This window comes from Chloroflexota bacterium (assembly GCA_016219275.1).
In the GTDB taxonomy this organism is placed as follows: domain Bacteria; phylum Chloroflexota; class Anaerolineae; order UBA4142; family UBA4142; genus JACRBM01.
Genome location: JACRBM010000072.1, coordinates 22,208 through 46,138 on the forward strand (window position 1 = coordinate 22,208; position 23,931 = coordinate 46,138).

At 56.9% G+C, this 23,931-nt stretch carries 28 protein-coding genes; 5 read left to right on the plus strand and 23 right to left on the minus strand.

The genetic code is table 11. The annotated features are described in order from the left end of the window. From HY868_20400 to HY868_20495, 20 genes are all read right to left on the minus strand, one after another. Positions 1-2,466 carry a PAS domain-containing protein gene (locus HY868_20400; GenBank protein MBI5304506.1) on the minus strand — a complete coding sequence of 822 codons (2,466 nt, stop codon included), beginning with the start codon at positions 2,464-2,466 and terminating at the stop codon, positions 1-3. A 26-nt stretch (positions 2,467-2,492) separates the two neighbouring features. Continuing rightward, positions 2,493-3,911, minus strand: coding sequence for an aldehyde dehydrogenase EutE (locus HY868_20405; GenBank protein ID MBI5304507.1), 1,419 nt, complete (start codon positions 3,909-3,911; stop codon positions 2,493-2,495). A 27-nt stretch (positions 3,912-3,938) separates the two neighbouring features. After that, positions 3,939-5,039: an EVE domain-containing protein gene (locus tag HY868_20410; GenBank protein ID MBI5304508.1), complete on the minus strand. Its 1,101-nt coding sequence runs from the start codon at positions 5,037-5,039 to the stop codon at positions 3,939-3,941. Between the two features lie 10 nt (positions 5,040-5,049). Further along, on the minus strand, positions 5,050-5,322 hold the full coding sequence (locus HY868_20415) for a EutN/CcmL family microcompartment protein (GenBank protein ID MBI5304509.1): 273 nt from the start codon (positions 5,320-5,322) through the stop codon (positions 5,050-5,052). A 50-nt stretch (positions 5,323-5,372) separates the two neighbouring features. Next, positions 5,373-5,681, minus strand: a complete 309-nt coding sequence (locus HY868_20420) for a EutN/CcmL family microcompartment protein (protein ID MBI5304510.1) — start codon at positions 5,679-5,681, stop codon at positions 5,373-5,375. After that, entirely contained in the window at positions 5,678-5,998 is a 321-nt protein-coding gene (locus HY868_20425) for a hypothetical protein (protein MBI5304511.1), read from the minus strand. Before HY868_20425 ends, HY868_20420 begins: the two co-directional genes overlap by 4 nt. Before the next feature lie 44 nt (positions 5,999-6,042). Continuing rightward, the gene (locus tag HY868_20430) at positions 6,043-6,663 is read right to left on the minus strand and encodes a hypothetical protein (protein ID MBI5304512.1); all 621 of its coding nucleotides are present in this window, start codon (positions 6,661-6,663) and stop codon (positions 6,043-6,045) included. A gap of 77 nt (positions 6,664-6,740) precedes the next feature. Next, positions 6,741-7,511, minus strand: coding sequence for an ethanolamine utilization protein EutJ (gene eutJ, locus HY868_20435; GenBank protein MBI5304513.1), 771 nt, complete (start codon positions 7,509-7,511; stop codon positions 6,741-6,743). A 48-nt stretch (positions 7,512-7,559) separates the two neighbouring features. Continuing rightward, positions 7,560-7,784, minus strand: a complete 225-nt coding sequence (locus tag HY868_20440) for a hypothetical protein (protein ID MBI5304514.1) — start codon at positions 7,782-7,784, stop codon at positions 7,560-7,562. Positions 7,785-7,800: 16 nt separating this feature from the next. Continuing rightward, on the minus strand, positions 7,801-9,768 hold the full coding sequence (locus HY868_20445; GenBank protein MBI5304515.1) for a glycosyltransferase family 39 protein: 1,968 nt from the start codon (positions 9,766-9,768) through the stop codon (positions 7,801-7,803). 9 nt (positions 9,769-9,777) lie between these two features. Next, positions 9,778-10,254 (minus strand): hypothetical protein, encoded by a 477-nt coding sequence (locus HY868_20450; GenBank protein ID MBI5304516.1) that lies wholly within the window; start codon positions 10,252-10,254, stop codon positions 9,778-9,780. A 67-nt stretch (positions 10,255-10,321) separates the two neighbouring features. Next, entirely contained in the window at positions 10,322-11,899 is a 1,578-nt protein-coding gene (locus tag HY868_20455; protein MBI5304517.1) for a hypothetical protein, read from the minus strand. Positions 11,900-11,924: 25 nt separating this feature from the next. Beyond that, positions 11,925-12,395, minus strand: coding sequence for a hypothetical protein (locus tag HY868_20460; protein ID MBI5304518.1), 471 nt, complete (start codon positions 12,393-12,395; stop codon positions 11,925-11,927). A gap of 57 nt (positions 12,396-12,452) precedes the next feature. Further along, on the minus strand, positions 12,453-12,770 hold the full coding sequence (gene eutM, locus HY868_20465; protein ID MBI5304519.1) for an ethanolamine utilization microcompartment protein EutM: 318 nt from the start codon (positions 12,768-12,770) through the stop codon (positions 12,453-12,455). A 133-nt stretch (positions 12,771-12,903) separates the two neighbouring features. After that, complete coding sequence (locus HY868_20470) at positions 12,904-13,149, minus strand: DUF4926 domain-containing protein (GenBank protein MBI5304520.1); 246 nt, start codon at positions 13,147-13,149, stop codon at positions 12,904-12,906. Positions 13,150-13,675: 526 nt separating this feature from the next. Next, a complete protein-coding gene (locus HY868_20475) occupies positions 13,676-14,815 on the minus strand; it encodes a zinc-ribbon domain-containing protein (protein ID MBI5304521.1) in 1,140 nt (379 codons plus the stop codon). Further along, complete coding sequence (locus HY868_20480; protein ID MBI5304522.1) at positions 14,815-15,108, minus strand: EutN/CcmL family microcompartment protein; 294 nt, start codon at positions 15,106-15,108, stop codon at positions 14,815-14,817. Before HY868_20480 ends, HY868_20475 begins: the two co-directional genes overlap by 1 nt. 127 nt (positions 15,109-15,235) lie before the next feature. Further along, positions 15,236-15,925, minus strand: coding sequence for a 1-acyl-sn-glycerol-3-phosphate acyltransferase (locus HY868_20485; protein MBI5304523.1), 690 nt, complete (start codon positions 15,923-15,925; stop codon positions 15,236-15,238). Between the two features lie 86 nt (positions 15,926-16,011). After that, positions 16,012-16,227, minus strand: coding sequence for a dodecin domain-containing protein (locus HY868_20490; GenBank protein MBI5304524.1), 216 nt, complete (start codon positions 16,225-16,227; stop codon positions 16,012-16,014). 201 nt (positions 16,228-16,428) lie between these two features. Continuing rightward, positions 16,429-16,785: an HU family DNA-binding protein gene (locus tag HY868_20495; GenBank protein MBI5304525.1), complete on the minus strand. Its 357-nt coding sequence runs from the start codon at positions 16,783-16,785 to the stop codon at positions 16,429-16,431. A 279-nt stretch (positions 16,786-17,064) separates the two neighbouring features. Between HY868_20495 and HY868_20500 the strand changes: the two genes are divergently transcribed. From HY868_20500 to HY868_20510, 3 genes are read left to right on the plus strand one after another with little or no spacing between them, the layout of a single operon-like run. Beyond that, a complete protein-coding gene (locus HY868_20500; GenBank protein MBI5304526.1) occupies positions 17,065-18,036 on the plus strand; it encodes a tyrosine-type recombinase/integrase in 972 nt (323 codons plus the stop codon). A gap of 35 nt (positions 18,037-18,071) precedes the next feature. Then, the gene (locus HY868_20505) at positions 18,072-19,055 is read left to right on the plus strand and encodes a ribose-phosphate pyrophosphokinase (GenBank protein MBI5304527.1); all 984 of its coding nucleotides are present in this window, start codon (positions 18,072-18,074) and stop codon (positions 19,053-19,055) included. A gap of 2 nt (positions 19,056-19,057) precedes the next feature. After that, positions 19,058-20,053: a hypothetical protein gene (locus HY868_20510; GenBank protein ID MBI5304528.1), complete on the plus strand. Its 996-nt coding sequence runs from the start codon at positions 19,058-19,060 to the stop codon at positions 20,051-20,053. Here the strand turns inward: HY868_20510 and HY868_20515 are convergent. After that, positions 20,034-20,522, minus strand: a complete 489-nt coding sequence (locus HY868_20515) for a ClbS/DfsB family four-helix bundle protein (GenBank protein MBI5304529.1) — start codon at positions 20,520-20,522, stop codon at positions 20,034-20,036. The two genes, HY868_20510 and HY868_20515, sit on opposite strands and share 20 nt — an antisense overlap. Before the next feature lie 21 nt (positions 20,523-20,543). After that, positions 20,544-21,113, minus strand: a complete 570-nt coding sequence (locus tag HY868_20520; protein MBI5304530.1) for a ClbS/DfsB family four-helix bundle protein — start codon at positions 21,111-21,113, stop codon at positions 20,544-20,546. 252 nt (positions 21,114-21,365) lie between these two features. On the opposite strand from HY868_20520, the gene HY868_20525 reads away from it, so the two are divergent. Together HY868_20525 and tgt are read left to right on the plus strand one after the other, a co-directional pair. Continuing rightward, positions 21,366-21,995: an ABATE domain-containing protein gene (locus HY868_20525; GenBank protein MBI5304531.1), complete on the plus strand. Its 630-nt coding sequence runs from the start codon at positions 21,366-21,368 to the stop codon at positions 21,993-21,995. A gap of 16 nt (positions 21,996-22,011) precedes the next feature. Beyond that, the gene (tgt, locus tag HY868_20530; protein MBI5304532.1) at positions 22,012-23,289 is read left to right on the plus strand and encodes a tRNA guanosine(34) transglycosylase Tgt; all 1,278 of its coding nucleotides are present in this window, start codon (positions 22,012-22,014) and stop codon (positions 23,287-23,289) included. 63 nt (positions 23,290-23,352) lie between these two features. On the opposite strand, the gene HY868_20535 is transcribed toward tgt, so the two are convergent. Beyond that, complete coding sequence (locus tag HY868_20535) at positions 23,353-23,922, minus strand: cytochrome c (protein MBI5304533.1); 570 nt, start codon at positions 23,920-23,922, stop codon at positions 23,353-23,355. Positions 23,923-23,931 lie beyond the last annotated feature (9 nt).

A 23,931-nucleotide genomic window follows, 5' to 3' on the forward strand; every position in this document is an offset into this window, starting at 1 on the left:
TTACTGTTGTTCCCAGGTCGCGATCAACTCGAACACCTCGACCGGCGTTTCGCGTCCCTTGACCATGATCGTCTCGCGCGGATGGACGACCGCTTTTTCGGCGATCAACGCGCACGAATCGCGGCTGAGAATGATTTGCCCAGTCTCGGCATTTTCCTGCAACCGCTTGGCGAGATTCACCGAGTCGCCGACGGCGGTATAGTTTATCAATTCGCGTGTGCCGATGTTGCCGACGACAGCTTCGCCGGTATGAATGCCGACGCGAAAAGTCAAGCGTTGATTTTCGGGCAACTGTCGCGCGTACTCGGCGACATTGCGTTGTAATGCGAGCGCCGCGCACGCGGCGCGCCACGCGTGATCCGATTGCGGCAACGGCGCGTTGAACACCGCCATTACACCATCACCCAGGAATTTGTCGAGCGTACCTTCGTACCTCAAGATCACTTGCGCCGCAACGGAAAGATAGCCGTTGAGAATCTGCACCAATTCTTCCGGCGGCAGATGTTCGGACATGCGCGTAAAGCCGTGCAGGTCGGCAAACAGAATCGTGACCGGTTGACGATCACCGCCTAGCGCGGTGCGACTGGGATCGGCAAGCACGCCTTCGACGACCGACGACGGCACGTACCGTTCGAACGTCGTACGGACGCGACGCGTTTCTTCCTCGAGGCGCGCGACCTGGGTCAAGTCCTCGACGACCAACGCGACGCCCGACGTTTCATCATCGCGTTGAATCGGCGACATGTGAATCGTCAAATGCACATCGCCGCGACCGATCACCTGCGTCACCGTCTCACGCACGGTTTGCGTCGTGCCCTGCATCCACACCCGCGCGAGCAATCGCGTGAACTGGTTGTCCTGCATCGGCGGCAACACGCGGTTGAACGCTTGCCCGATAGCGACCGCCGCGGGGATCTGAAAAATCTCTTCCGCCGCGCGGTTGAAACTGACAATCGTGCCTTCCCGATTCACCGTGAGGACGCCGGTCACGATACTCGCGAGCGTCGAGTCGAGGTAATCGCGCATCGCGCGCACTTGTAACACTTGGTCGCGCAAATCGGAGAGCAAGCGCGCGTTCTCCAACGCGACCGCGCTTTGATCGGCGAGCGTCGCGAGCAACGCCAGATCGGATTCGGTATAGCGATCATCCGACGCTTTGGGTCCCACCATCCACACGCCGATCAGCGACTCGTGGCTCATAATCGGCACATAGACTTCGCTGCGAAATTTGCGCAACAACGCGCGCGCGTCCGGCGTCACATCTATGAATTCCGGCAAGCGGTCAATGTCGTATTGCAAAAGCGGCGCGGGGCGCATCATCAACGCGTTGACGACGGGGGCTAAACCATCCACGCGCACTTCGGGGGGCCAATCGGGACGCGCGGGCAAGGGATGCAGGGTGACGCCGGATTTGGCGCGATGCAGAACGAGCAACGCGGCGTCGCGTGCGCCCATCGCGCTCTTGAGTAAGGTGCGGCCTTCTTCCGCGAGTTGCGCGAGATCAATCCGCGCGTTCAATCGTTGGCTGAACATTTGCACCACTTCGCGCACATCGTAGCGTGGACCGAACAACAAGTGACGCACACCGCGTTCGAGGATCGAGAGCAGAGGACGGAAGATTACCGCAAAGAAAATTGCCGCGACCAGGGCAGTCGCCATCACGCCCCAGGATTCGCGAGTGAGCGAAAAATTGATCGCCGCGTTGATCGTCAACGCGTACAGCGCAATCGCGAACAGCGTGATCAAGACATGTTGCGTGCCTTGCCGCAACACGAATCGCAAATCAATGAGATGGTGACGCAGAACGGCATAACTCAAGATCAGTACGCCAGTCACTTGCGCCGCAATCGCGATTTCGCGCGTGGGTACGCCCACCGCCAACTCCAGCACGTCGTACGCGGAAACGAACGGCAACCCAATCGTCAAGTATGCCAACCGATTGCGATGCAAGGGACTCACCAAACGCCGATTCACAATCACACTGCGCGTGATAACGAACGCGGTCGGCACCACCCACAACAAAACCCGCAGACTCGAAACGATAATCGGCACCGACAGAATCATATCCCCGATCGGAATGACCGGGCGATACAAATCCAATACCACCGCCAGCGTGAGCGCGCCCAAGCCGGGGAAAAAGATCCAAGGTTGGCGTTCACCATCCAGCGAAGGAGCAACCAGCGCCGAAGTGAATGCGGAGGCAAACGCGTAGAAAAAAAGCGGCAACGCGCTGGCGAGATAAAAATAGAGTTTTGGAACCAGGTCGCTGTTGCTACCCACACCGACGAGCGCATAGTCGGCGGCGAACACCAATTGGGTAAGCAGCGCGAACGCGATCCAAAACGTGAAACGACTTTCTACGCTATCGTGCCAGCGTTGGCGGACAGCGAGCAAAATCAATAACGCGCTGTAAATCAGCGCGGCAGTGAACGTGACGCCCAACAACAAGAACAGGTCATAATTCATGCGACATCAACGGTACGCCAAGATGGTTAAACAATTCGAAACGCGTCCACCAACACACAGCGGCGCTCGCGCGTAAAGGTGCGCGGGCGCGTCATGCCTTCGCCGGTCGTCCCCGCAATCGAGAACGAACAAAATCCTTCGCCGCCGTAACCCAGCCCCGCGAGATTGGGACCGTTCTTGACAAAAATCGAAACGTCCGCTTCTTTAGCATAGCGACTCAGGTGATCGAGATGGCGCGAGTAAATCACCGCGGTGTGCCGGCGTCCGCCTTCGACCGCGATCGCAAAATCAATCGCGTCATCGGCATTGGGCACGCGCACGAACGGAATGATCGGCATCATCTGTTCGGTCCACACGAGCGTATGCTCGCGCGGCACCTCGGCAATCGCGAGCCGCACTTCGTCGCCCACGGTGACGCCAATCTCCTTCAGAATGACCGATGGATTTTGTCCGATGAGTTTTTTATTCAACCCAGTTGATTTGCCCGGCTTGACCGGTTCGGAGAAAATCACTTTTTCGAGGCGCGCGAGTTCATCCTGTGTCAAGATGCGACAACCCAACCCGCGCAACGCGGCAAGCAAGCGGTCCGCAATCGCGTCCACCGCGATGATATTTTTCTCGTCGGTGCAAATGATGTTGTTATCGAACGACGCGCCTTTGATAATGCCGCGCGCGGCTTCGTCGAGGTCGGCGGTTTCATCCACGACGACCGGCGGATTGCCCGGACCGGCGCAGATCGCGCGCTTGCCGGACAAGAGCGCGACATGCACAACCGCTTCGCCGCCGGTGACAAGAGTCAAGCGCGTCCCAGGATGTTTCATCAACTCTTGCGCACTTTCGATAGTAGGATTCGCGATACCGGCAACGAGATTCGCGGGACCGCCCGCTTCGATGACGGCTTGATTGAGGATCGCAATCGCGCGTGCGGAACATTCCTTCGCGCTCGGATGCGGATTAAAGACGACCGAATTGCCGCCCGCGATCATCGCGATGGAATTACCGATGACCGTCGCGGTAGGATTCGTGACCGGGGTGATCGAGCCGCACACGCCAAAGGGTGCGCGTTCGACCAACGCCAAGCCGCGATCGCCGCTCCACGCCATCGGTTCGAGGTCTTCGATGCCCGGCACTTTGTTAATGTTGAGCAGATTCTTTTCGATCTTGTCTTCGTAGCGACCCAGCCCGGTCTCGCGCCACGCCGACCACGCGAGCACTTGGGCGTGCTCGCCCAAACGTTCGCGCACATGCGCGATGACTTCTTTGCGTTTCTCAAGCGGAAGCGCGATCCACATTTTCTGCGCGCGCGACGCCGCGTTGACCGCGCTCGTCACGTCCTGGAAAATTCCGCCAGAGCCGAGTGCGCTCGCGTCGCCGCGCTTGCCTTGCAATTCGGCGATGACGTACTGGACAATGTTATTGATATCGCGTTCGGTTAGTTCGGACATCGTGCCTCCAAGAGCACAAATAACCACTCACTCTGCATACTCGGAATATTCATCAAGCACACTATCCGACAAGTGAGCCAAGTGACGTTCCATCGCTAAATCACGCACACTGTCATACGGGAGGAATGTACAACTTTCATATAAAGGTCCTTTGTCGAGTAGAGAAAAGACCGGGCGACGAAGTTCTTGAAAAACCTTTTCGCGCCTTTCGCTTGGCGCAACGATATGCAATTTGATGTCCATGTTGGGTTGTAACGCCAACAAATCAGCCATGCGAAGAATACCAGAATAGACCGAGGTTGTGTGTTCTATTTCAAATGCACGGAGAATCGCTCGACCTCTTAGCCAAAGAACATCTATTTGCTCAATTGTTTTGAGCGTAGTCTCATCGTAGTTGAGAGGCAAAACATCCAACAGTGGACGATCTTCATCAGCCCATTCCGAAATCACCGCATTTCTATCACCACGCGGTATCCAAATTCTCATCCCCATATGAGCACCGATCTTTGCCAGCAAAGCCTGTATCTTGATTGATTCTCTAACTTCAGCAACTGGAACAGTGTCAGGTAGAGTTTCAGAATCTTGGGGTACTGAAACCGTTATTGTTCTATCAATTCTACGCACTTCGTGCGAGAGAATTTTTTTATACTCGTCTTCGTCAACTTCAAATGTTTCCCCACCGTCGCTCGCCTGCCTCAAAAGGAATTTCTCAAGAAACCGTCCATCTTCTTCAGAGAGCTGATTCAGACTGTTACGAAATTTCCCAGTCCAGTATGAGTAATCTGGTTCATAATTCCGGGTAAAAGATATTGCTCGCCAGATTCTTTCATCACGCATCGGAATGGATTTTTCTTTTGATAGCCAAACAAGCGGTTTGACTTTGAAACGGATTATGAACGGATCATCCTTTTCGTAAAAGAGCGGAGCTTCATCTCTAAAGCATGTGCTCATCACTTCGAGGATTCCAACCCAACGAGAAAGCTTGGTCATGTAGCAAACTAACCTGTCGCCTGGATGTACCCTATTTGCGGCATTCTGTTGGCGAACGCGAAAACCAGAAACTTCTCTCTTTGATTTTGTGAACGCCTCGTAGGTTTCGGGAGAAAACAAATCAAGATAATAAGCCATTTCTGATTCCTCACTTTTGCAAACTCACCGAATCAATCACGCCCACAATCGAAGAGCGCACGGGCTGATCTTTTATGCCGATAATCTGTCGCGTCGAGCCGCCCTCCTGGCACACCAACACCACATCGCCAACGCCGGACTGCGCGAGGTCAACCGCGATGAGCGCATCGTCCGGTTTTTCGCCGGGCAAATGCAACGGCTGCACGAGCATGATTTTCTGCGCGTGGTATGCCGGATGTTTAACTGTCGAAACGACCGTGCCGATGACTTTGGCTATTAGCATAATGGTAATTGGTAATTGGTATGTGGTAATTACCACTTACCAATTACTATTTACGTGAATTGAGAATATCCAAACGGCAATTCTAGATTTCCCGGATCAATCGTGTCAATGTGGTCAATCACACCGACAATCGCCAGGTCTGCTGGCGCGTTGGGAACGACTGCGAATGACGCGTCACGCGCGCGGACGAGAAACACAAAATCGCCGATGCCCGCGTGGACAACTTCAAGCGCGACCTGGGGACGCCCAATCGGTTCGCGTTTGTGATTGAGCAACTGCGTGATGAGCAACTTGCGCCCGTGCACCGCTTCGTCTTTGATTGTGGCGATCACTTCGCCGACCACTTGACCCAGAATCATTTCAACTGGCTCACAACGCGCCGCACGATCCGATCAATCAACGCGGCATCCGCGCTCGCGCCCAGTTTCGCGATCACTTCGGCTTTCACTTGATTGATGACTTGCTCTGTGTCCACGCGCGGCGCAACCGACGCGGACGCAGTCGCAGTTGCGATTCCAGACACCGATGCGGTTGAGACACGCAATACCACACCCAGTTTTTCGGCGCGCTCGCGCGCGACATCGGTGAGAACCACTTCATCCGTCACCGCGATTTCTTTGACGCCGCGCTTTGCTAGGTCTTCCACATCACGTTCGGTGTAAATCGTCTTCGCCATCCGAACCTCTTCTGACTACTGAATTCTGAATTCTGAATTCTGTTCTACACGCCTTCAATGGATTCGAGTGCGCGCACGGCAGCCTGTTTCGCCGCGAGCACTTCGGCTTCCGTGCCCGACAACCACATCCGACCGAATCGCCCGACCGATGAGATGTGAATGATTTTGATGTTCGCGTATTTTTCCGCTTCGTTTGCCGCGAGGTTGATATACGCCGCGGGCGCGCATTCGAGAATGAACAACGTCTCAGCCGCGACCAACATCGCGCCGCGCCGAAAACGATTGAGCAGTTGCACCTGGTACGGATCCACATTCGTAATGACCTGCACCGAAGCGATCTCTGGTTTTTTGCGATCCGCAATCTTCAAGCCGAGCCGATCCAGGACAATCTTGCCGGCTTCGAGCACTTCGGCTTGGTCGTTCGAGTGAATCTCGAACATGCCGAATTCGCGCTCGACGAGTTGCGCGCCCGGTTTTGCGCGCGTCGCCTTGACCGCGATATCCACGAGACGAAACACTTCGTTGCCGGGCGCGACCTCGATGTAGAGATCCGCCATACCTTGCACCGGCAAATCACCTTGTGTGATCGTGCCGACGAATGCCGCGTACTGCGGTTGCATGCGATCCAGATACGCGTAACAACGCAGTTCAAATTTGTCTGCCATGTTGCCTCCAGAAAAATGCTGGACCTATTTTACCACACTCACCAATGCGAGGCGAATTACACCACGCCGACCACGCATCAACGGTCGTTCATCGCGATGCCGAGCGGCGTGACAAAGAGCGGTTGTCCCGGCACACGCGTCCGCACGCCGGTCACCTGCTCGACGACGGACGCGATCCCTTTGAAATTCGCCGTACCGCCGACGAGATAAATCGCTGCGACGTTTTGCGTGCGAATATGGCGCGCGACAATCGTGCCAACTTTTTCCATCACCGGGCGCACGATCGGAAAAAGCCGGTCGTGCTCGCGCGAATCCGTTTTGATTTTCTCCGCGTCCTCGAACGCGATATTCAACGCGCCCGCGACGACGAGTGTAAAATGCGTCCCGCCCGTCGCTTCGTCTGCCGTGTACACCACGTTGCCATCGCGCACAATCGCGATGCCGGTCGTGCCACCGCCGACATCCACAATCGCACCATCGCGAATTTGCAGAACTGCATTCGCCGCGGTTGGCTCGTCCGTCTCGGCGGTGCAATCGAACCCCGCTGCGCGCACGACATTCGCGGTCGCGCGCACTTCGACGTGGGGCACGCCGGGCGGATAGCCGGTCGCCGCGTGGGTCAGTTCAAAACCCAGGCGCGTTTCAACGCCGCGTTTCATTTCGCGCAACAAATCAATCGCGCCGATGAAATCCACGACCAGACCATCGCGCACGACATTCGCGAAACGATACGCGCCGGCAATCGGCTGATCGTTCGCGTCGAGCACGACGAGCACGGTGTACGCCGTGCCAAGGTCAACGCCAACGCGCACTGCGCCGCGATACGCGACTGGCGCATCGTCGCGCATCACGCGCGCGGTCTGCGCGAGCAAGGTATCCAGGTTGGGATTCACGATTTACTTGCGCTTGTCGTCGAGATAAGGCAGCCCACCTTCCGAGTAATGCGAAACGCGCGGCGTGTCTTGTGTAACCAACTCGCCGCCCGCATACACCTGGAGTTTCCATTGATTGATGAAATCGTGCGCGGACGGCGAAAAACGCGTGCCAGCGGGAAATTCAAACCGCGTGACCTTGCCTTCTTGCCACTGTTCGCGTAATTCTTGCTCGGTGATAAATGCCATGGTTTTTTCTCCCGACTCATTCGCTTGCGCGGTTGAGCAGTTCAAACGATTCCAAAACGAGATCCTCGCGCGCTTGACCGCTCCAGGTTTTGACCGGCAGTTGAAAATTGTACCGCATCCAAATCACATCCACTTGCAGCCGATACGTTCCCGGCGCGGCATCGGCAGGAACTGGAATCGTCCACACATCAGCAAACATTTCCGCGCGCCAGCCCTTGCCCTGAAACAAATCTTGTTGTGTTTTGGCGATCTCGCGATCCTGCGCGTCCAACACGCGTAGCTGAACTTGGAATGGCTCTGGTTTGTCGCCGAGCGCGCGCCAAAAAAATTGAACGCGCAATGGTTCGCCCGCGCGCCAGGACAGTGTTTCATAGCCAACGAGTTCGACCAGATCGGCGTACTCGCCGAAACGCACGCCGACGCGCGTGCTTGGCGCGGTTGCGCCGGTCGCATACACTTTAATTTCGTACGCGCCGTCATCAAAGCGCGCAATCGGGGTAAAGCGCGCAAAGAGCGCGTTGTAGCGATTGATTTCCGCGGTGTAACGCGCGGGTTCGGCGAAATAACGCGCATACACGCCTTGACTGAAAATCAAATACTCGTAGCCGTTCGCGACGTACCACTCCGGGGCGTGATCTTGAATTCCATAAAAGCCGTCCACAAAAAAACGATCGCGATCCAGATAGGGCGAGTATGCTTCAAGCGCGATGCGTGAACCGCGCGACAGGTTGGTGTGAATCCACCGACGCGCCTGCTCGCGTCCATCCGGTTGCAACAATCGCGCGTCAGACGCGACAGTCACATGCAGAGAGGGCAAACCCAACCACGCCACAACGACCACAAGCAACGCGGTCAGCCCGACGCGCCAGCGCGGAAATCGTTGCGACGAAAATTCATACGCGCGCGCGAGAAAATGCGCCGCGGAAATAATTACAAAAGGAACGACCGGCAAAATCGTCGTATCGTGATGGACGGTGAACTGGCTGATGAAAACAAAATAAATGAGCGGAAAAATCAGCAGCGTAATCCCTTTGTGATCCCGCGCGCGCAGAATCAATAACGCCTCGGCAAGCGCAAGCGGCGTGAGCCAACCCAGGTTGCCAAACAAGAATCCCCTATACCATTGGAACGAATCGCCTTCCGCGCCGGGATGACCGGTCGCATAAATGTTTGCGTCATCCATAGGTCCGAGTTTGGCAAAGCGTTGCCAATCGAGAATGACGAATGGATTGAGCAACAAAAAAGTGAGGACGCTCATCGCGCCGGCGAGATAGATTTCTTTGCGTGCGAATCCGCGCCAACCATAGCGCAAGAGATGCGCCGCGACCAGCGCGACAAAAATCAGCGCGCCGTTGTACTTGCTCGCCGTCGTCAAGCCGATGCCAATGCCGGCAAGCGCGTAATTTTTCATTCGCGGCTCTTCGGCGACCTTGAGCGCGAATAACGCGGTGATCAGCGCACAAAAAATCGCGAGGATATCGGGGCGGATAAAATGACTGTGCTTGACACTCGTGGCTTCGACCGCGATCAGTGTAGCCGCAATCAGCGCGGCGACGCGAGCGCCGCGCCATTCGCGCCCGATTAAATAAACTAGAACGATTGTCAACACGCCGATGAGCGCCGACAGTCCGCGTCCCAACAAAAAAATCTCCGGCAGATCCGTTCGACCGACTGCCATCATTTCATAGTCAGGATAAACAAGATCGGTCGGTCGCGCGAATCTGCCGGTGAGCCAACCGACAAGATAGAACGCGCCATACACGAGCGCGTTCAGGTAAAACAGCAGGGCGGGCCAATGGAAAAATTCCGGATTCAAATTGCCGGTCTGCAGAAAACGGAGCGCAATTTTGACCGGCACCCCTTCGTCGGGATGGTACATGTATGGCAGTCCAAAACTAATTCCCCACAGCCGCAAACCCAATCCCAGACTCAGGATCGCGATCAAGAGCCACTGCGCGCCGCGCCGCGCGAACAATCCCTTCATGCGATTTCGTCAAGCATCACGTTTAGCGCCGGGTCGGAAGACGAATTGTCCCGCTAGAATCGCCAACCCGATCACGATCAACATTAGCGGAATGCCTCCCTTGACCAACAGCGTTTGCGCTTGCGGTATGCCCGCCGTGATGCCGACGAGCAACAGCACTACGCCCGGAATGAGGGGCCACCAGTGCGATGCGCGCGCAACGATCAAGTGAATCACGTAAATCGCGATGAACCCCACACCCAGCCCCAACGGCGCGGTGATGTCCGTTTGCGTACCGCGTTCGAACACCATGCCGATTCCAAGCCCTGCCAGAATGCACCCAGGAATCAGCAAGCCGTAACTACGCGTCAACGCGTAGGGAATGAAAAACACAAACCCCAGCAGGATGAGAAATAAACCCGGACCGAATTCAAAGTACTGCATCAACATGAACACGATGCCGAGCACGATCAAGATCAGCCCAGGAATCAAGCGCGCGCGATTCATTTTGGAATCTCCCCTCGGGAACGAACACCGTTTCGTTCCCCCAACGGAACGTTGCCGCGAACGTTCCTTACTCGCAACACGCGATAAACGCGCGACGAATACGCTTGGTGCCTTGCGCGTCGTACGCAACATAGTACGGTTGCCGCTTTTCGATTAAAGCGGCTGGGTCAACTTCCTCGCCTTCCTTCGCCGCGTACACGCGATTGCGCTCGACAAGTTTCGCGACGTGATCGGTAATGCGTTGCTCCTGACCGCGATCCACTTTGTGCTGATTAGCCGAAACGACCTTGCCCTCGCGATCCACCTGCACCGCGACCGCGTCCGTCACAGTGACGACTGCGCCCTGCGCGACGCCCAACGCCTTGCCTTTCAACGCGACCTCTCGCGGCGCGGCGTAATGCAAGACCCTCATCTGATTGTGCTTTGTTTGTTGATCCACCAGGCGAAACTCGCGCTTGGCGACCCGCAACTCGCGCCGCACATTGGATGGCAACTCACCGCCCATTTCCGTGCTCACCATTGCGAGCGGTACCCCGATTGCGCCGCTCGCTGTGCCGGCAAGCGAGCTCGTCTCCGTCTTCCCCGCGCCCGCCGATTTTTTCAACGCGTTTGCCTCCGACGCTTTGAGCACGCGCCGCGCGACGAACGTTTTTTTCAACGCGGCAAAGTACTTGCCCTGATTGTTCTGCAGGTCTGCCGTAATCATTGCGGACGCGACCGTCTTGAATGCGGCATCGCCGCGCGGCGCGAGAATCAATCCTTGCGCGAGCAAATGCCCGGCGTCGCGGCGCGCTTGCGCGAGTGCGGCATCGGGCGAGAGCGACGCGTTCGCATTTCGCAATTGCTCGTACACCGCGATCAACAAATCGTAGAACGCGCCGGAAAATACGCGCGAGAAACTGTGCGACTCGGAGCTGAGTTTTGAGGCGGGCGCGCGACCCGGCAACATGTCGGGGTCTTTGTACTTGAACTTGTTGACGGCATCGCGCAACGCGTTCGCCGAAACAACCGATTCGGCGTACCCTGAATCGAACAAACCCAGCGCGAGTTGTTCGGCGAGGCGCGACACCACGTTGCTCTTGGCGAGGTCGCCGCCATTTTCCGCGAGCATCGCCGCGCGCACGCGCGGATTGGCGAGCGTGACGAGCAACGCGGTCATATCGCCAAACGCTTCGTGGAATGCGCCGGTTTCGCCCAACAACGAATCCCAGTAGTCGGGGTGATGCGCGTCGAGGATCGCGTGTCCGCATTCGTGCGCGACGACGTCGCAACTCTCGCACGTGTACATCACCTGCTTGGTTTTGGGATCGGTGTTGTAAAAGAACTTGAGTCCTCGGCGATCATAGTACGCGTTGAAATCTTTGCCGGCGCGCGGGACAATCGGCAATTGCGCGATCCTGGGTTGCCATTGAAAATCCGCGCCGAAGAAATCAACCCAGGCGGCAAACGTATTGGTCAAGACGACGTGCAATTCGCCGGCTTCGAATTCGGGCGTGCCGGGATTGAATAAACCGCCTCTGCCGGTCCAACCGGGAATCGCGAAAGGTGACTTGCCATTGGGCGGTATAATTTGCTCTAGCCCAAGACCTAGCGCATTCGGGTCATTCGTGAATACGTTGACCGGGCTAATGGACTGCGGTTGCATTGGACTCCTCCTTCCAAGAGTTTGCCTATGCCATATACGCGCGTTTCAATCGTTTGCGCGCGTGCGCGTCCGTTTCCACGTACCACGGTTGGCGTTTGGCGCGCAACGCATCGGTATCCACTGCTTCGCCCGGCGACGCGAGAAATATTTCATCCGCCGCCGCCAGTTTCCGCACATTGTCCTTGACCAAACGCAAATGTCGTTCGTCTACCGGGCTGACTTGCGATGAAGCGAGCGCGCCGCGCGCATCAAAGTTCAATGTCGCCGATACGCGCTCGTCCACGCTTACGCCATTTGCCGCGCCAAATTCCGCGCCGGTCAGGACGACGGGTAGCGTCACGGCATAGTGGACTGCCGCGCCGCCTGCCGCGCCCCGCGCGATATTTTGCAACTCTAACTCCGCGTCCGCTGGCAACGAGAGTGCGGCTTTGACTTGCTCGATGAAACTGGCATCGCGCGCGAGATTAGCGTCGGTGAGATGTAATTCTTGTTTCATCACACCTCCGATCTTGCTTTTTGCTGCGTGCTCAACTACGAACACGCAAGCGCGCGGCTAGCCGTTCCGTCCGCCAAACGCGCCCTTGCTTGTCGGTAGAATCGCTTCGACATCGCCGTGCGGGCGCGGGATCACGTGAACGCTGACGAGTTCGCCGACGCGTTTCGCCGCCGCCGCGCCGGCATCGGTCGCGGCTTTGACCGCGCCGACATCGCCGCGCACCATCACGGTGACGAACCCACCGCCGATGTATTCACTGCCAATGAGTTTAACGTTCGCGGCTTTGACCATCGCGTCCGCGGCTTCAATCGAGCCGATCAAGCCACGTGTCTCGACCATGCCGAGCGCGATCATTTCGGGGGGAACTGTGGACATGGAAACCTCCTGGGTTTGGATGTCAGAAGTTGGTGAATGGATGTTGGATTTTCGATTTGCGATTTGCGATTTTGGGATTTGGGATTACGTTTCACGTTTTACGCATCACGTAGCGTTGGCATGCACTTGCCTACTATGCCGGCATTGCGGTAGACATCGGTGGAGTTGGTCGTGGTTCGTAGCGCAGAACCATGATCTGGTCCGGGCGCAAACCCAGCGATTCAAAGGTTCGCCCATCACGATCACTGAATTCGATTTCAAAAGCGGCACCTCCCGCGAGAATTTCCACGACTGTGCCAACTTGTCCGCGCCACAAATTATATTCTGGCAGATCAACCGTAAGCGCCACTATGTCAAGCATTTTAATCTCGTTTGGCATTTGTCACCTCAGATTTCACAACGGGTAACAGCTGGTCAATCTTGGAGTATCTGAATCACGCTCGATAATCCACGCGCTCCGAACCATCGCTCGCTTCCCGCGCCACTCAAGCATGAAATCAACTTCGTATCTTTGACCGTATCCATCTCACCGCCCTAATTGGGCATCGTGCGTCTTGACGATTAGCAATAGTATCTCGCGTAATTCAGCAGCATTATCCGATGTAATCCCAAACGCCGCCCTGAAGAGACGCGCTTTGTGTTTGCCTTCATCGTGATTAAGGTCAAGACAATAATCGAGACTGTAGCATGCCCGCCGGTAAAATGGCAATTGAAATTGCCCCGCGTGAGCCGTTGGCTGGTCACCCGCCTACGCGGGCGAATTTCGCGTCCACGTAGGTGGACGCCCGGCGGAACGCCCACCAAAGGCGATTTCAATCGCCCCTGTCGGTCGCCATGCTACACTGTCCAATAATCGCGCAATTTACGAATATCCACAATGGCATTGTCGGCATTTGGAATTATCATTACGGTGAAATCAATGCAGTCGCGCAGTACGCGCAAAATCTCGCCTCGCGCGGATTTCTCTTGCCGCAGTTTGGACAGACGTTTTTCGTGCGTGGCTTGGGCAACGCGGGAAAGGTCACGCGCGGCATCCTGAGTTTTGGCAATCCGGGTCGCGGCGCACGTTCGATCAATTTCTGCGCGATCTCTTTACCGCGCCGCAACGCGTGGTTGTACGCCGCGCGCAGATCGTTGCCGGTCATCTTTTTGCCGGTGTGATACCAGTACAACACCGCCTCACCGACCGCGAATGTACCCGCGTACGCAATCGCCACCTTGGGCACGATGCCCCACACTGGAATCAAGCCGATGAGTTGCCGCGCGGCTTGCCGCCACAAAAATCCCGCGCCGACGACGCTACCCAGTTCCGCCATGTGATCTTGCCAACGCGTAGACCGACCGAGCGCGAGACCCAGTTTGTACACCATCATCGCTTGATTCTTCGTTAAGACAACCAGGTCGGCAATGTTGAATGGCACGTCGAGCACCGGAATGATTTCGGCGAAACCGGTGCCGAGCGCGTAACTCGCGTTGGCGAACGCCGTATCGTTGATAAGCGCGCGCGCGACGGCATCGCGAAACAAGGGATAGTGCCGCGCAAGCGCGAGATGTCGGCTACGCAACGCGTCCATCACGCGCGGAACGAACTCGGTCGCGAGCGAATCGGGGTCGAGCGCCGAACCGACCGCGATGCGCGTGCCAACCCACTGATTCAACGAATTGGCAACCGCGCTCGCATCGCTCAACGCGTCCATCTTGTTGTAAAAGATCAGCAGAGCGCGTCCCGCCGATTTCAGATTTGCGTACAGTTCAGTCTCGGCGGAAATATCTGGCGCGGTCGCGTCGAGCATCAACACAATCAGGTCTGCATCGCCGAGGCGCGCGGCGGGCGCGACGCGGAGATCGGCTTCCATCGTGGGGCTGATCACTTTTTCGCGCGCGCGTTTATCGTGGCGCAGCGCGGCGATCAACGTGGACTTACCCACACCCGCCGCGCCGACGAACGCGAGCACGATGGGACGCTCCGCTTCGTCGGCAATCGGACGCACGTCCAATTCTTTGAACGTGTTCCAAATGTTACCGAGATCGTTCCAGCCCGCCATCAACTTCCTTTGCGAAACGTCACCGTGCCTTGCACTTCGAGCGTATCCACAATCGCCATAATCACCGCGTCGGTCGGCGTGTCTTTGGTGAGAAAGGTTTGGCGCGCGGAACTGCCTTGCGCGACGAGGACGACATCGCCGACGCCGGCGTCCACCGTGTCAATCGCGACGAGCGGTTTACCGACGATTTCATTCTCCGCCGTCACTTCGCGGACGATGAGCAATTTCCGTCCGACCATTTTTTCGTCCTTCATCGTGGAGACGACCGTACCGACAACCCGCGCGATGAGCATTCGACTCTCCTGTAAAACGCGATTGTTATTCTGCGTTGCCAAGCAACAATGCATCTCCTCATTGCACAACGAGACCTTGCTCTGCGATCAAAGCGGCAAGATGATTATATGTCAGACAAGCAAATAGTCAACCAAGCAAGTTTGTCAAAAAGCGCATTCGTTTGATGCGGACGTTCGGCTCGACATAGGGCGGCAATATCGCGCGGAGCGCGCGTTCAACTTGCGCGATAGCAGCGGCAATCGCCGCCTGCCGATCCAAGCCGGCAACCGCAACAACGAATGGTTTACCAATCGTGACCGTAATCGGTTTACCCAGATACAATTCTTGCGCGCCGCTCAACGCGACCGGCAACACCGTCGCGCCATTCCGCAACAACAAATGACCGATGCCGCGTTGCAGAGCAAGTAACTCACCCTCGCGCGATCCTAACGTGCCTTCCGGAAAAATTCCCAGGATCGCGCCGCTTTGCAACACGTCGAACGATTTCTTGAGCAGGTCTTTACCCAGCCACAACGCGCCGCGCTCGAAGGGAATCAAAATGTCCACGCGACGCATCAACCACATTTTCCAGTCGCGATTGATCGCCTGCTGCGCGCCAATGAAATAGAGGCGTGGTTCGGCGGGCAACGCGACCATCAGCAGAAACGGATCAATCCAACTCAGATGATTCGCGACGACGATGTAACTGCCGCGCGGGATATTCGCGCGACCGACAATCCGAACCTTGAACAACCAGCGTGCCAAAACGATGAACGCGAGGCGCGCGCCTCTGTACCACAGCGGCGGGCGCGTGTGGGGTTCGAATACAGTGTTCATTGGAAAATAAAACAACCCGCGCTGATTCACACACGCGAATCAGCTTGCGGGCTGTGACCCTCCTAAATTTATCCCGGTGCGCGCGGCTACTCGCCACCATGGTATTTGAAAGAGATTTTGACTTTGGCGCGATACGTCACCGCCTTGCCATCTTCGATCTGCATATCGAGTTGCACGATTTCGGCGATGCGTAGATCACGCAGCGATTTGGATGCCATCTTGATCGCGTTCGCCGCCGCTTTTTCCCATGACTCGGTGCTCGTGCCGATCAGTTCGATGACCTTGTAGACACTGTCCGCCATTGGTTCCTCCTTGTGCCTCGTGGGCATTGTGCCCTGATTCTGCCGCGCCCGACTCACCGCGCAACCAACAACATTTTAACAGGATTCTTCCAAAATATCAATGGGTTTACGAAAAAAAAACGCGCGGGAGCGAACAAACTCCCACGCGTCCATCGTCGCATCTAAATTCACACGATCATGTCGCCATGTCAGGATAGTTTCTTAGCCCGCGCTCTCACTCATTCCCGACTCTGCTTTTTTCGCGGGCACGCCGCCGATCGCGTCTTTCAAACCCTTGAGCACGCGCGCCTTGACGAGTCGGCGTTCCGGCTTGGCTTTGAACACGGTCGGTTGTTTGGTAAAGGGATTGACCCCATCGCGTTCCGGTACCGCTGGCTTGATGATGACGTTCAATTTTAGCAAACCAGGAATCACCGCTTCGCCGGGACCATTCTTGCCGAGTTCACCCATCACGACTTCGTTCATTGCGTCGAGAACGGCTTTCACATCTTTCTTGGCGACGCCGGTCTTGTCCGCAATCGCGCCCACAAATTCGGTCTTGCCCATTCGTTCAGCCATTTTTTCCTCCTTGACTGGATTTTCTAATTTACTTGCAAAAAGCGTTGCGGAAGTTGCTTCCCCGCACCTCCCTCGTCACATCGAAAAGATGCTTGATTTTCCGATGTTTTTGATAGCCACAGTATAAGGCATTCCAGTGAATTGTCAATCTGTTTTTGGCGTCTTGTGGCGCTCAATTTGCAAGAAATACGCAAAAAACATAGTTTTCTGTAAAGGTTGTGCTCAACATAAACTATTTTGTGTCTTGACACTGCGCCCGGAGTGTGGTAGAAATTATCTATGCGAAACGAACAACTCCCGCTTTTTCCTCCTCCTGGAGCAAAGCCAAAACGTCTCGAAGAACCGCGCGAGGCACAGCCCGTCGCTGAAACAGCGCCCCTCGCGCCGACTTCGTCGCTCAACGTGGCGATTGGCGCGTATCACGAGCAAATGCTTCGCCAAGGTTTGTCCAAGTACACGATTCAAGCATTCGGCGGCGATCTCAATTTGTTTCGCAAGTACGTCGGCGCGAATATCGCGCTGAACGAGATCAACGTCGAAACGTTGAATCGTTACCTCACTTGGTTGCGTTATGAGCGCGGCGTACCGTGCAGTCCGAAATCGTACCAGCGGCGCTTGACGACGCTCAAAGTTTTTTTCGCGTGGCTCAAGCACATCGAGATGATTCAACAAGACCCTGCCGCGCCAATCGCGCACCAGCCGGTCACACCGCCGCTGCCCCAAGTACTCTACGCCGACCAAGTGACGCGCTTGCTCGACGCGGCGCGCGCCGCGCGCGATGCCGAAAAGAGCGACGCGCGACCGTACTTGCTCGTCACGCTTTTGCTGACGACCGGCATCAAGAAAAGCGAAACGATCGCGCTGCGCCTCGGCGACATTGATCTTTCGAACCCGCAACAACCGGTGCTGTTCATTCGTTACGAGGAAGCAAAGAAACGTTTCAAGGAACGCAAACTCAAATTGCCGCTGGACTTGTCCGATTCGCTCGCGCGTTATCGCGCGCAGTACGCGCCGAAAGAGCATCTCTTCGAATGCACCGCGCGCAACCTCGAGTACGTGCTCGCCGATCTCGCGAAAACGTCCGGGCTGGGCGACACCGTCTCGTTCGAGAGTTTGCGCTGGACCTGCGCGTTGCGCGATTTCGAAAGCGGCATGCCCGACGACCTCATTCGTCAGAAACTGGGACTCACGACCATCACGTGGGAAGATGCGGGCGAGCGACTCAAGCGCCTCGCCGCCAAACCGCTGTAATCTTTTTCCTTAAATACTAAACTCACAGGAGCAGTATGTCCGAAGGATCCATTGACCCAACGCAAGTCCGGTTTTTCAGCGGAAATTCCAATCCCCCACTGGCGGCTGCCATCGCCAGCCACCTGGGCATCCCGCTCGATCAAACGCACATCTCGCGCTTTAGCAATGACGATTTGTACATTCAACTCGGCGCGAGCGTGCGATCACGCAAGGTCTACATCATCCAGTCGCTTGCGCCGCCGGTCAACGATCATCTGATGGAATTGTTGATGATGTTGGACATTGCACGCGCCGCCGCCGCGACCGAAGTCCACGCCATCATTCCCTATTTTTCTTTCGCGCGTTCCGACAAAAAAGATGCGCCGCGCATTTGCATCACCGCGCGCTTGGTCGCCGATCTGATCAAAACCGCCGGGGCAACGCACCTCATGACGATGGCGCTTCATTCACCCCAGGTTCATGGTTTTTTCAGTATCCCGACCGACCCCCTCACGTGCCGCCCCGTTTTCAGACACCACTTTGCTTCGCGCGATCTCTCCAGTACGATCGTCGTCGCGCCCGACATGGGGCAAGCCAAATCCGCCGCGCGTTTTGCCACCGAACTCCGATTGCCCATCGCGGCGGGCAACAAGGAGCGTATCTCCGACACCGCAGTGCGGATCACGGGAATTGTCGGCAATCAAATCAAGGGATACCATCGCGCGTTGATCTACGATGATGAAATTGCGACGGGCGGTTCGATTCTCGAAATCAGCCGGGTGCTGCTCGACCAGGGGATTCAAGATATTTGGGTGGCTTGCACGCATGGCGTATTCGTGCATCAGGCGCTCGAACGATTTGACGCCGTGCCTCAAATCACCGAAATTGTGACGACCGATACCGTCCTCATTCCGCCCGAAAAAAAAATCGCCAAGCTCCACGTGATTTCTGCCGCGCCAGTTTTTAGCGATGCCATTCGGCGCAACTATTTGCGCGAGTCCATCGGCGATCTATTCACCTTTGGCGAAGAAACCGCGTAACGATGTCCAATCTCTCTTGCGCCGCGATTCTCCAATCGCGTCCTGATCCGCTCGGCGTGCTCGCCACGACTGCTTACGTCGTCGAGCACGCGCGGGTAGTGAAAATTAGTCACGGCGCGATTGAACGCGCGGCGGACACGCTCGCACAAAAAAACGTCGAGCCGCCCGCGTGGAATCGCGAATGGCATTATCACGACGGCGCCCCGCGCACCGTCAATTATTTGTTTCTGCTCGACGCGCTGAATTTTTGTTTCTGGGGCAAGCCCAAGTGGTGCGTCGAATATCGCGGCGACACACTCGATGGCTACTGGGCGCTTGCCGCGTCGCTCAAACGCGCGGCGGAAACCAATTCCGATTTTCTGGACGCGGAATTCCTCGCGCGCATCACACCGCAAGAACTCGCGGACATTTTGAACGGCGCCGGCGAGATTCCGCTGTTCACCGAACGGTGGCGCAACGCGCGCGAACTTGGCGCCGTGCTAAAAAACTTGTGGGAAGGACAAGCCGCGCGTTTGGTCGAGTGCGCGGAGCGCGATGCGGCACGGCTCGCGCAAATCATCGCAGAGAATTTCGCGTCGTTCAACGACATCACCGTGTACGATTATCACGAAGTGCGCCTATTCAAGCGCGCACAAATCCTCGTCGCCGATCTGTGGGGCGCGTTCGGCGGACGCGACTGGGGCGAGTTCGACAACATCGAAGTACTCACTGCGTTCGCGGATTACAAACTGCCGCAGATTTTGCGCGCGTGGGGTGTGCTCGAGTACGCGCCGTCGCTCGCGGAACGCGTGGACACACAGAGCGAACTCGCGGCGGGGAGTTCGGAGGAAATCGAAATTCGCGCGGCGATGATTTGGGCAGTCGAGTTTCTGCGCGAGGCGCTCGCACAACGCGGGCGCGTTCTGCGGAGCACTCAAGTGGACTGGATTTTGTGGGAGGCGAGCCAGGCGTTAGAAGGAATGCAACCGTACCACCGAGTCAGGACGGTCTACTATTGAGCCATTGCCGAATCATTTCCGCATGATCGCGATAGTGTTCAAACGTATTCCCTGGCATCGCTTCGATCAACGCGATGCCATTCAGCCACTCGAAGCGATGCGGGTCGCTGAGTGATTCCTGGGTCAGCGCTTCAAGCCCTTGCATGATTTGATCGAAAACAGTGCGCGATTCCTCCAGCACGTCATCGAGCATTCGATATTTGTTCGATTCATAAATCCACGCGTTCACTTGCTCTTCGTCCAAATCACGCGACCAGGGCGCGGGTGTCGGCTTGTCGCCGCGCTGCGCCGCCGCGAGCCACGCGGCGGGTCGTTTTTCCCACGCGGTCAAATGTGCGACCAGGTCTTTGACGCTCCACACGCCGACGACGCCCGGCACCTCCATGCGTCCTTCGCCGATCTCGGTCAACAATGCTTCCCACGCCTCGCGCTCGGCGAGCAAAGTCTGGCAGAGATGATCTTTGTTCATTGTGACCTCCCAGGTTTTTCGTCATCCATTCGTCGCGGCAGATGCGATGAACGTTTCCGCAGGTTCGATTTCCGCGTGCGGGTTATCGCCATCGAGCCAGCGACGGATATTTTCCGCGTGCTCGTGATAGTGTCCGTACGAATCGCCTTCGATACATCTCCACAGCGGTCGCGATTCGCCCCAGAAGGGGATCGTGTAACGACTGTACAGATCCGGCGCGAGCAAGTCCGCCTCCGGCAACAGCTTGACGAGTTGATACAGCCGGTCGAACACCGCCTTCGATTCGGCGAGGATGTCGCTCAATGTGCGATCGCGATTGTCGTTCCAGACGAGCGCGTTGCGCGCATCCACTTCCAGCCCATCGCGATGCGTACCGAGCGTAACCTTGCCGCGCACCGCGTCTTGGAGCCAGGTCTGCACCCATCGTTCATAATACGCGACATGCCCGATAGTATCCTTCACGGACCACCCACCGTGAAGCGCCGGCAACGTCATCCGACTTTCGTCCACGCGCGCGAGCACGGCTTCCCATTCAGTACGCGCCGTCCGCATCGCATCGAGCAACTTGGCTTTGGTCATTTCGTCGCTCATCGTCCCTCCCGCTTGACAATCGCTCTCTAACCTGCTATCATCGTTTTGCCGGTTCAAGTATAACAAACGTTCTACCCGCTGTCAATACCTTTTTATGAGTTATTCACGGTTTTTCAAAAGTCATTTGCAGACCCATCCCCCTGCCCCCTTCCCAATAAACGAAGGGGGTTGGGGGTTAGGTTGGCAAGTGAGTCAACCGACTTTTGAAAAGCCGTGCTGAGTTATTTGCGTACATGGGGAGAGAAGAACAACGTGGAAGAAGACTCGTCAAAAGCCGCAGAACTCGCGTTATTGGGCGGCGCGCTGTGCCTTGATTTTGCGAACACCGTCGGCGACCACAAAACCGATCATCCCTCCGAGCATCTGACCAGTTACGCGGATCTCGTCGCGTGGAGTCGCCATGCCGGCATCCTCGACGCGCAAACCGCGCGGCAGATGCTCGCTCAAGCCGCGCGCCGACCCGCTGCCGCGCGCAACGTTCTGCGCCAAGCCGTCGCGCTCCGCGAGGCGCTCTATCGAATTTTTGTCGCGCGCGCCGACGATGCATCCCCTCAATCGCGCGACCTCGACTTGTTGAACCAAGCCATCGCGCGCGCGTTCGCACATGCGCGCCTCATTTCGAATGGCAACGATTTCGCGTGGGGCTGGGAAGAAGAAATCGCACTCGATCGAATGCTTTGGAGTATCACGCATTCCGCCGCGGATTTGCTAACGATGGGCAATCTGGATAGAGTAAGGCAGTGCGGTGACGACGAATGCGGCTGGTTGTTTTTGGACACAAGCAAGAATAAAAGCCGGCGCTGGTGCGATATGAACGATTGTGGCAACCGCGCCAAAGCCCGCCGTTTTTATACGCGCCTGCGCGTCGCGCTCAAATCCTAAATCCGAGTTTCCATTCATGCCCCTAACCTTCGACATTCAATCACGCGATCCGCAAACCCGCGCGCGCGCCGGCGTTCTGCACACCGCGCACGGCGACATCGAGACGCCGAACTTTATGGCGGTCGCGACCCAGGCATCCGTCAAGGCACTCACGCCGGACGATCTTGAAAGCATCGGCTTGCAACTTTTGATCGCGAACACGTATCACCTCGCGTTACGTCCCGGCGCAGATAAGGTCGCGCAACTCGGCGGCTTGCACGCGTTTATGAATTGGCAACGTCCGCTAATGACGGACAGCGGCGGCTTTCAAGTGTTCTCGTTAGGCGCGGCGATTCGCGATGGCGTGGGGAAGATTGCGGATATTTTTCCAGAGGAACAAACTGCAGATGAGCAGGGGCGCAGAGGCGCACAGGGGAAACTCGCCCCCGCTCCCCCGCTCCCCCGCTCCCTTTCCCAAAAGACGGGCATACCTCTCTGCAGGATTGACGACGACGGCGTGACATTCCGTTCTCACCTCGACGGCGCGATCATGCGACTCGACCCAGAACGTTCGTTGCAAATTCAACATCAACTCGGCGCGGATTTCGTCGTCGCGTTCGACGAGTGCACCTCGCCGCTCGACTCACCCGAGTACACGCGTGAGGCGTTGCAACGCACCCATCGCTGGGCGGAACGCTCGCTCGAACAACATCACAAAACGCGCCGCGAGTACCAATCGCTGTTCGGCATCGTGCAAGGCGGCGCGTACCGCGATTTGCGTGAAGAGAGCGCGCGCGTCATCGGCGGTTTGCCCTTCGACGGCTTGTGCATCGGCGGCTCGCTCGGCAAATCGAAAAAAGAAATGCACGCGATTCTCGATTGGACGATTCCATTTTTGCCGGACGACAAACCGCGGCACCTGCTCGGCATCGGCGAACTGCAAGACATCATCGCCGGCGTCGCGCGCGGAATTGACCTGTTCGACTGCGCCTCGCCGACGCGCTGGGCGCGCAACGGCGCGCTCATTGTCTCGCACGAGATCGCGACAAACGCGGAGCAACGCATCACGATTTCGAACGCGCGCTTCGCAATGGACACCTCGCCGATTGACCCGACGTGCGATTGCTACGCGTGCCAACATTTCACGCGCGCGTATCTGCACCACTTGCATCGCGCAAAAGAGTTGATCTATTATCGGCTGGCGTCGCTCCACAATTTGCGAATGATGATGCGATTCATGCGCGAGGTACGCGACGCGATTCGCGCAGGCACGTTCGACGAGTTCAATACGAATCACGCCTCACCCAATGGGTGAGGCGTGATCATTATCTGGGACGTCGACACGTTCACCGACCCAGGTTTTCATCGCTCATCGCGTTCAGCGCCGAGTGGCGAACCACGCGCCGAGAGAGATGAGCGCGAGAACGCCGCCGGCAAGTGCAAGTACGCGCGGATCGAGCGATGATTCACGAACCGTGGCTACATTCAAAGCCAGGAGCGTGGGCGTCGGCGCTGGTGTTGGTGTGCCCGCGCCTCCCACCCGAGGGCTACGCGCGTACTCGGTTGCGCGTGCCTGCGCGACGGCAGCAATCGTCGCGAGCGCGATGGAACGAGTTTGCGGGTCCAAGCCGATAGTCGGTCGCCCAGCCGGCATGCCGCGCACAAAGGGTTGGATAAACCCATCCTTTATCGCTTGGTCGGACAATTCTTCTTTGCTGAACGCGGGCATCACGCCGCGCGGGCGACGGACTTGGGCGAGGATTTCTTCGTCCGTCAATTTGCTCCCGGCGAGCGCGGGAGCCAGGTCAGTGCCGGCGACTTCGAATCCGCCATGACACAAAAAGCAGATCCATCCGCCCGCCAATGCTGATTGCGGTTCTTGCTGTGCCGCCAACTCGGCAATCACCCAAATGAACGCGATCAAGATCAGTATTGTCAAACGCTTCATGCTCCTCCT